The organism is Actinocrinis sp. (genome assembly GCF_035605935.1).
GTDB lineage: Bacteria > Actinomycetota > Actinomycetes > Streptomycetales > Catenulisporaceae > Actinocrinis.
In genome coordinates, this window is sequence record NZ_DATNGK010000132.1 from 1 (window position 1) to 7,994 (window position 7,994).

Sequence of the window (7,994 nt, forward strand, 5' to 3'; positions counted from 1 at the left end):
CGCCGAACCCCTCTATCGCACCGACTTCGGTCTGTCCGACCTGCCGCGCATCCGCCAAGCCGTAGCCGGCTGCGCCACCGCTCAGCACGTCGCCCCGCCTCGCGTGGACGACCTGGTCCTGGTCGCGAACGAGCTGGCCTGCAACAGCATCAAGCACGGCGGTGGTTCCGGCACGCTGTGCATGTGGCACGACGGCGGCGAGCTGGTCTGCGAGGTGCACGACCGCGGCCTGATCACGGATCCGCTGGTCGGCCGGCGCAAGCCGAATCCGGAGGGCGGCGGCGGCGCCGGGCTGTGGATCGCCAACCTGCTGTGCGACCTGGTTCAGATCCGGTCCACTCCGCAGACCGGAACCACGGTGCGCGTTCACGTGGAGGCGTCCGGCAATCAGAACTCAACCTTCTGACTGGCAGGCCACGAGTGCGATTGCGGCAAAGCGATCCCCGCGCTCCCGGATTCCGGCGCGTGCGCCACGGCCGCGGATTCCGATACTTCGACGTTCATGGGGCGCCGGTCACCGACCGCGAAGTGCGCCGGCGCTTCGAACAACTCGTCATTCCCCCGGCTTGGCGTGACGTCTGGATCTGCCCATGGCCGACCGGCCACATCCAGGCGACCGGAACCGACGCCGCCGGCCGGCGTCAGTACCTCTACCATCCCCGCTTCCGTGAGCAGCAGGAGCAGGCGAAACACGAGCATGTGCTGGAAATGGCCGCGCGCCTGCCGATGGCTAGGGAACGCATCAGCGCGGACCTCGTTCGGCGCGGCCTGGTGCGCGACCGCGTCCTGGCCTGCGCCGCGCGGCTGCTCGACTTCGGCTTCTTCCGCGTCGGCTCCGATCAATACGCCCAGACGAACGGAACGTACGGCCTGACCACGGTCCTGTGCCTGCACGTCGACTGCCAGAACCGTGAGACGGTCGCCTTCGACTATCCGGCCAAGGGCGGCAAACGCCGCGTTACCGCGATCGTGGACGAACCGACCCGCAAGACAATCGCCGCTCTTTTGCGCGAGCGCGGGACCGAGGAGCGGCTACTGGCCTACCGCGAGCGCGGCAACCAGTGGCACGAGGTGCACAGCGACGAGCTCAACAGCTACCTCAAGGAAATCTGCGATCTGGACGTCTCCGCGAAGGACTTCCGCACCTGGCACGCCACCGTCCTGGCCGCGGTCGCCCTAGCCGTGTCGACGCAGGCGGCACGCACCTCGCCGACCGCGCGCAAGCGGGCCGAAGTGCGCGCGGTCAAAGAGGTCGCCGAATATCTCGGCAACACCCCGGCCGTGTGCCGCGCCTCCTATATCAACCCGCGCGTCATCGAACTCTACGAAGAGGGCCACACCATCGCGCCCGCGCTCACCTCACTCGGCGCGGAACAGAGCTTCGGGCAGCCGGCCACGCAGGGCGCGATCGAGCGGGCTGTACTCGACCTGCTGACTAGCCACTAGTGTGACGCGCCTCCGGGGTTTCACGATCACCGGTTCCGGTTATTCGCACCGCGCTATGACTCCACCTACTGCTTCCGCTTCCGGCGGCGTACCGCCGGCCACCGACGTTCCGGTCGAGGTCGTGAGCGCGGCCGCGTTCACCGTGCCCACTGACAGCCCCGAGGGCGACGGCACGCTGACCTGGGACTCCACCACGATGGTCATCGCGCGCGCCTGCGCCGCCGGGGTCACCGGCATCGGCTGGACCTATGGCCTCGCGGCCGTGGCGAATGTGATCACCGACAAGCTGGCCGACGTCGTACGCGGATGCAGCGCGCTCGACGTTCCGGCAGCCAACGACGCGATGTGCCGCGCCGTGCGCAACGCCGGCAAGCCCGGTCTCGTCGCGATGGCTATCTCAGCGGTCGACATCGCGCTCTGGGACCTGAAAGCCCGAGTGCTCGGGGTGCCGCTGGTACGCCTACTCGGTGCGGCGCGTCCCGACGTGCCCGTATACGGCAGCGGCGGCTTCACCACCTACGACGACAAGCAACTTGAGGAACAGCTGCGGTTCTGGGTCGAGGAGCAGCGCATCCCACGCGTCAAGATCAAGATCGGCGAGTCCTGGGGCCGCGATGAGCGTCGCGACCTGGCCCGCGCCGAGTTCGCCCGGGAACTTGTCGGCGACGACGTGGAGTTCTACGTGGACGCGAACGGCGGCTACACGCGCAAGCAGGCGATCCGGGTCGGACAGGCGCTCGCCGACCTGGACGTGACCTGGTTCGAGGAACCGGTCAGCTCGGATGATCTGGTCGGTCTGCACGAAATCCGCAACGCGATCAGCCCGGATGTGGCGGCCGGCGAATACGGTTACGACCTGCCTTACTTCGCCCGGATGGTGAGCGCGGACGCGGTCGACTGTTTGCAGGCCGACGTGACCAGGTGCGGCGGCATCACGATCTGGCAGCGTACTGCGGCGCTCGCCGAAGCACTTGGTCTGCAGATCTCAGGGCACTGCGCCCCGCATGCGCACGCGGCCGTCGCCGCCTCGGTGCCGAATTTGCGCCACCTGGAGTGGTTCCACGACCACACTCGGATCGAGTCAATGTTCTTCGACGGCACGCTCGACCCGAAGGGCGGCGCGATCAGTCCGTGCGAGAACACGGCTCCCGGCCTCGGCCTCGAGCTGCGCAGCGCCGTGGCGAACCGGTACCGCGTGGCGTAACGCCCACGGCGGCCGGTCCGCCCCGCCGCTCTACCGCCTCTGCCCCTGCCCGTCCTTCACTTCAGCACCCTCGTCATTGTTCTCCGCATCACCCGAGCCCGTGTCCTGCACGTCCTCGGGCCGAACACCGATGCCGCCGGACTCCATCGAATCCGCGTCCGACGCCTTAGCCACCGCCTGCCGTGCGTCATCGAGCACTTCGCGCAGGTGATCGCTCTCCTGCTGCATCTCGCCCGCGCGCTGCCATTCGCCGCGAATCTGCTCGTCAGCGGCGCCTTCAATGCCACCATGCTTCGCCTCGGGCGTTCCCGCGTCCTCGAGATGCGGTAATTCCTCGTCATTCGCAGGCGCAGTGCCGCTCGCGGACGGAGTGCTGGTTTCTTCAGACACATTGCCTCCTCGTTCGTGCAGGCCGGACGAAGCCGGGTACCCGGTCACGTGATCCGCACGCGCGAGCTGATCGGAGGAACCGATGTCCGCACCGGATGATCTACGCCACCGAGTCGGTGACCTGCTCAAAGAGCACGGCCAGACCTTCGCCGACGAGGCCGGGGTGCGGCTGCGTGACACCCCCGGACCGCTCTACCAACTCCTCGTCGTATGCGTGGTGTCCTCAATCCGCATCCGCGCCAACATCGCCATAGCCGCCGCGCGCGAACTGTTCGCCGCTGGCTACCGATCCCCGGCGCACATGCTGCACGCGACCTGGCAACAACGCGTCGACGCCCTAGGCCGCGCGCATTACAAGCGGTACGACGAGAGCACCGCGACCGCTTTGGGCGACGGCGCGCAGCTCATCCTCGACCGCTGGCATGGCGACCTGCGCAAGCTGCGCGCCGAGGCCGGGCACGACCCGCGTCGCATCCGCGAACTGCTCCAGGAAGTCCCGCGCATCGGACCCGTCGGCGCCGAGATCTTCTGCCGCGAAGCCCAGGGTCTTTGGCCCGAACTGCGCCCGACTTTCGACAAGCGGGCCACCCGGGGAGCCGCAAAGGCCGGGCTGCCGACCGATCCGCACGAACTCGCCGCGCTCGTCGCTGAGCAGGACCTTCCTCGGCTCGCCGCCGCCCTCGTGCGCGCCACGCTGTGACTCGGGCGAATCATTTCCGCATGTCGGGGTAGCGCCGGTCGGTGACGAACCCCTGCGACACCACACAACGGACCAGCACCGGACGGAGTCCCAGATCATGAACGCGATCGGAAGCGACCTGCGGGTCGGGCCGGCGGCGGATCGTGCCGAGCTGTACGCCCTCGGCAGGCAGTTGCGCGTCGACTCGGTGCGGTCCAGCACCGCCGCCGGGTCCGGCCACCCCACGTCGAGCATGTCGGCCGCCGACCTGATGGCCGTGCTCATGGCCCGGCATCTGCGCTACGACTGGGACGATCCGGCCAATCCCGCCAACGACCACCTGATCATGTCGAAGGGACACGCCTCGCCGCTGCTCTACTCGATGTTCCGCGCGGCCGGGGTAGTCGGCGAGGACGAGCTGATCAACACCTACCGCCGCGCCGGCAGGCTGCAGGGCCACCCGACGCCGATCCTGCCCTGGGTCGATGTCGCCACCGGTTCGCTCGGCCAGGGCATCGGGTACGGCGTCGGCGTCGCGCTGGCCGGACGCAAGCTCGACCGGCTGCCTTACCGCGTCTGGGTGCTGTGCGGCGACAGCGAGATGGCCGAGGGTTCGGTCTGGGAAGCGCTGGACAAGGCCGCTTTTTACGAGCTGGACAACTTCACCGTGATCCTCGACGTCAACCGGCTCGGCCAGACCGGAGCCACCGAATACGGCTGGGATGTCGAGCGGTACGCGCACCGGGTCACCGCGTTCGGCTGCCGCTCGCTGACCATCGATGGGCACGATGTCGACGAGATCACCGCCGCGTATGAGGCTGCGGCCCTTGCCGACCGGCCGACCGTCATCATCGCGCGCACGGTTAAGGGCAGCGGATTCTCCGAGGTCGAGAACAAGCCGGATTGGCATGGAAAGCCGCTGCCCGAGGACATGGCGCAGCGGGCGATCGACGAGCTTGGCGGAGTCACCGCGATCCACGTGCGCGGCCCGCTGCCTGAGGCTTCCCCGCCCACCAACTCCGGCCGAGCGTCACAACACTCTGCTTCAGTCGATCCCCCACGCTTCGACCTCGGCGAGGAAATCCCGACCCGCAAGGCCTACGGCCAGGCGCTAGCCGCCCTCGGCGCGCGTCCCGACGTGGTCGCCCTCGACGGCGAGGTGGGCAACTCCACCTACTCGGAGCTCTTCGAGAAGGACCACCCGGACCGCTTCTTCCAGATGTACATCGCCGAGCAGCAGATGATCGCCACCGCGGTCGGGCTCTCGGTGCGCGGCTACCGGCCGTTCGCCGCGACCTTCGCCGCTTTCCTCACCCGCGCGCACGACTTCTTGCGGATGGCCGCGATCTCGCAGGCGGACCTGTGTATCGCCGGCTCGCACTGCGGCGTCGAAATCGGCGCTGACGGGCCCTCACAGATGGGTCTGGAGGACATCGCGATGATGCGAGCCATCCAGGGCTCAACCGTCCTGTACCCGTCCGACGCGACGAGCGCCGCCGCGCTCACACTCACCATGGCGGACCTGCCGGGCATCAGCTATCTGCGGACCACGCGCGGCGGATATCCCGTGCTCTACGGCCCGGATGAACGCTTCCCGGTCGGCGGCTGCAAGGTCTGGGGCGAGCGCCCGGACGACGTGGTGACCCTCGTCGGCGCGGGCGTCACCCTGCACGAGTGCCTGAGCGCCGCGACCGAACTGGCACGTCAGGGGATTGCGACGCGCGTCGTGGATCTGTACTCGGTCAAGCCGATCGACGCCGAGAGCCTGAGCCGCTGCGCGCAGCAAACCAGGCTGCTGATGGTGGTCGAGGACCACCACCCGGAAGGCGGAATCGGCGAGGCGGTCGCGGCCGTGCTCGCGAAGGGCCGACCCGGCGCCCGGTTCGCGCACCTGGCCGTCGATTCGCTGCCCGGCTCCGCCTCCACCACGCAAGCCCTGGACGCCGCCGGAATCAACGCCGGGCACATCGTGCGGGCGGTGCTCGCCGAACTGGACCCCAAGCGGCAAGCCGACACTGAGGAGTGAGTGAAATGACCACCGACCCGAGCGAAAGCCCCATCCAGTCGCAGGATGTGCCCGAGGACGACGGCATCCTGCAGCCCGGCGACAGCCTTGAGACCGACGATCTGGCGGCCGACCCGCTGGATACCGGCATCAGCCCGCCCGAACGCAGGCCCGCCTCGGAGAAGTACGGCGTGACGCTGGAAGAGGCCCGCACCGGCGCGCCGCTGGACCAGCGACTAGCCGAGGAAGAGCCCGACTTCGGCGAGCCCGCCTCGCTGGACAACCGGCCGGAGCCCGAAGAGGACGCCCCGCCGATCGACGACCTGGAACCCGACCAGCGTGCGGGGCGCCTCGTCGCGGAAGACGAGGGCGCACACACGGTGAGCAGCCCGAACTACCTCGCGCGCGACATGGGCATTGATGGCGGCGCGGCCAGCGCCGAGGAGGCGGCGATGCACGTGGCAGACGCGGACGTGAGAGACACCCGCGAACAGGACGCCGAGGCCGCCGAGACTTGGCAGGACCCGCTGTCGCGCGACTGATGACCGCCGAGGAGTTCGTACCGAGCACAGGCGACCTAGGGGCACTGGCGAAGGCCGCCGCGCACTGTCAGGGCTGCGAGCTGTACCGCGACGCGACGCAGACCGTGTTCGGCCGCGGCGACCGGAACGCACGCTTCGTACTCATCGGCGAGCAGCCCGGTGACCAGGAGGACAGGCGCGGCGAGCCGTTCGTCGGACCCGCCGGAGCGCTGCTGGACCGCGCCCTTGCCGAGGCCGGGATCGACCCCGGCGAAACCTACGTCACCAACGCGGTGAAGCACTTCCGCTGGAAGCGCGCCGGAAAGCGGCGGATCCACGAAAAGCCCGGCGCGGCGCACATCAACGCCTGCCGACCCTGGCTGCTCGCGGAGCTCTCCCGCCTGCGCCCGGACGTCATAGTGCTGCTCGGAGCAACCGCCGGCCAGGCACTCTTCGGCCCCAAATTCCGCGTCGGCGCATCGCGCGGCGTGCCCGTCGACTGGCAGGCGGACGACGGACCGAAAACCACGACCGTCGCGACCGTGCACCCCTCCGCCGTCCTGCGAGCCCCGGACCGCGATGCCGCCTACGCCGGTCTGCTCGCGGATTTGCGCACCTGCGCCGGACTAGTCAGGAAGTAGACCCAGCCAACCAAACGGCTCGATTGACCGCACCGGCTCGGGGTAAGCCGTCAGCGGCGTGCGGCCGATAACGAGGAGGATCGCGTACATGCAGGAGCCCGAGACGATGAACCCCGCCCAGCCTTTCCTCAGCGACATCGAGACGCTGCGGGCCAAGGCGCGCGAACAGATGGACAGGGGACCGGTCACGTCCGCATACGGCGCAGACCTGGACCGCGTGCTCGAAGTACTGAACCAGTCGCTGGCGACCGAGATCGTATGTGTCCTGCGATACCGCCAGCACCATTTCGCCGCCAGCGGCCTGAACGCCGGCCCGGTGGCCGCCGAGTTCTTGGAGCACGCCAACGAGGAGCAGCAGCACGCCGACCTGTTCGCCGCGCGCATCGTCCAGCTCGGCGGTGTGCCGGACCTGAATCCGCAAACACTCACCGGCCGCTCCCACTCCCAGTACGTCACCTCGCATGAATTGCGCGCGATGATCGAGGAGGACCTGATCGCCGAGCGCATCGCCATCGCGGCCTACACCGAGATCATCGCCTGGCTCGGCGACGGCGACCCCACCACTCGCCGCATCTTCGAGGAAGTTCTCGCCACCGAAGAAGAACACGCGGAGGACATGCTTTCCCTGCTCGAACAGGGCTGAATAAGACGAACACGGCCCGCCGACTCGATCCGAGCCGGCGGGCCGTCGCGTTCGACTGGACAACCGCTATCCGCCGCTTGTCCAGCTGAGCTGGACAGCCCGCCTTTCCCCACCCTCTAACCGCCGGCCGCCGTCCTGCTCTTCCCCCAATAAACCCCGGCGATGACATCTCCGCTACGCGGCCGGACGACAGCGGCGAGTCTCGTTTACCACGGCCCTCAAGCACAGACGCCCTTGTGCGCTGGTTGTCTCGCGATAGCTTCGCCGACGGCGGTTGAGGGTAACGCGGGACACGCGTGCACAGGTTTTTCGCTGAAGCACGCGCAAACGGGCGAAACACCGAAAACACCCGCCCCACAACTTCCGAAACCCCGAGCGGAGATGTCATCGCGGGGGTTTATTGGGGGAAGAGCAAGACGGCGGCCGGCGGTTAGAGGGTGGGGAAAGGCGGGCTGTCCAGCTCAG

General features: G+C 68.5%; 9 protein-coding genes. 8 read left to right on the top strand and 1 reads right to left on the bottom strand.

The window, feature by feature from the left end:
• The 3 genes from VN779_RS11360 to VN779_RS11370 form a co-directional block, all read left to right on the top strand.
• The coding region (locus VN779_RS11360) for an ATP-binding protein (RefSeq protein WP_325722443.1) at nucleotides 1-406 on the top strand (406 nt) is incomplete at its 5' end.
• A gap of 14 nt (nucleotides 407-420) precedes the next feature.
• The gene (locus tag VN779_RS11365; protein WP_349260740.1) at nucleotides 421-1,446 is read left to right on the top strand and encodes a DNA topoisomerase IB; all 1,026 of its coding nucleotides are present in this window, start codon (nucleotides 421-423) and stop codon (nucleotides 1,444-1,446) included.
• 55 nt (nucleotides 1,447-1,501) lie between these two features.
• Nucleotides 1,502-2,650 carry an enolase C-terminal domain-like protein gene (locus VN779_RS11370; protein ID WP_325722445.1) on the top strand — a complete coding sequence of 383 codons (1,149 nt, stop codon included), beginning with the start codon at nucleotides 1,502-1,504 and terminating at the stop codon, nucleotides 2,648-2,650.
• 30 nt (nucleotides 2,651-2,680) lie between these two features.
• Here VN779_RS11370 and VN779_RS11375 read toward each other — a convergent pair whose 3' ends face one another.
• Entirely contained in the window at nucleotides 2,681-3,040 is a 360-nt protein-coding gene (locus VN779_RS11375) for a hypothetical protein (RefSeq protein ID WP_325722446.1), read from the bottom strand.
• Between the two features lie 82 nt (nucleotides 3,041-3,122).
• On the opposite strand from VN779_RS11375, the gene VN779_RS11380 reads away from it, so the two are divergent.
• The 5 genes from VN779_RS11380 to VN779_RS11400 all read left to right on the top strand — a co-directional run bounded on the left by VN779_RS11380 (nucleotide 3,123) and on the right by VN779_RS11400 (nucleotide 7,529).
• Entirely contained in the window at nucleotides 3,123-3,740 is a 618-nt protein-coding gene (locus tag VN779_RS11380; RefSeq protein ID WP_325722447.1) for an endonuclease, read from the top strand.
• A gap of 97 nt (nucleotides 3,741-3,837) precedes the next feature.
• Entirely contained in the window at nucleotides 3,838-5,745 is a 1,908-nt protein-coding gene (locus tag VN779_RS11385) for a transketolase (protein WP_325722448.1), read from the top strand.
• A gap of 5 nt (nucleotides 5,746-5,750) precedes the next feature.
• Entirely contained in the window at nucleotides 5,751-6,266 is a 516-nt protein-coding gene (locus VN779_RS11390; protein WP_325722449.1) for a DUF5709 domain-containing protein, read from the top strand.
• Nucleotides 6,266-6,886, top strand: coding sequence for a UdgX family uracil-DNA binding protein (locus VN779_RS11395; RefSeq protein WP_325722450.1), 621 nt, complete (start codon nucleotides 6,266-6,268; stop codon nucleotides 6,884-6,886). The genes VN779_RS11390 and VN779_RS11395 overlap by 1 nt, the downstream gene beginning before the upstream one ends.
• Nucleotides 6,887-6,974: 88 nt before the next feature.
• Entirely contained in the window at nucleotides 6,975-7,529 is a 555-nt protein-coding gene (locus tag VN779_RS11400; protein ID WP_325722451.1) for a ferritin-like domain-containing protein, read from the top strand.
• Nucleotides 7,530-7,994: the final 465 nt, after the last annotated feature.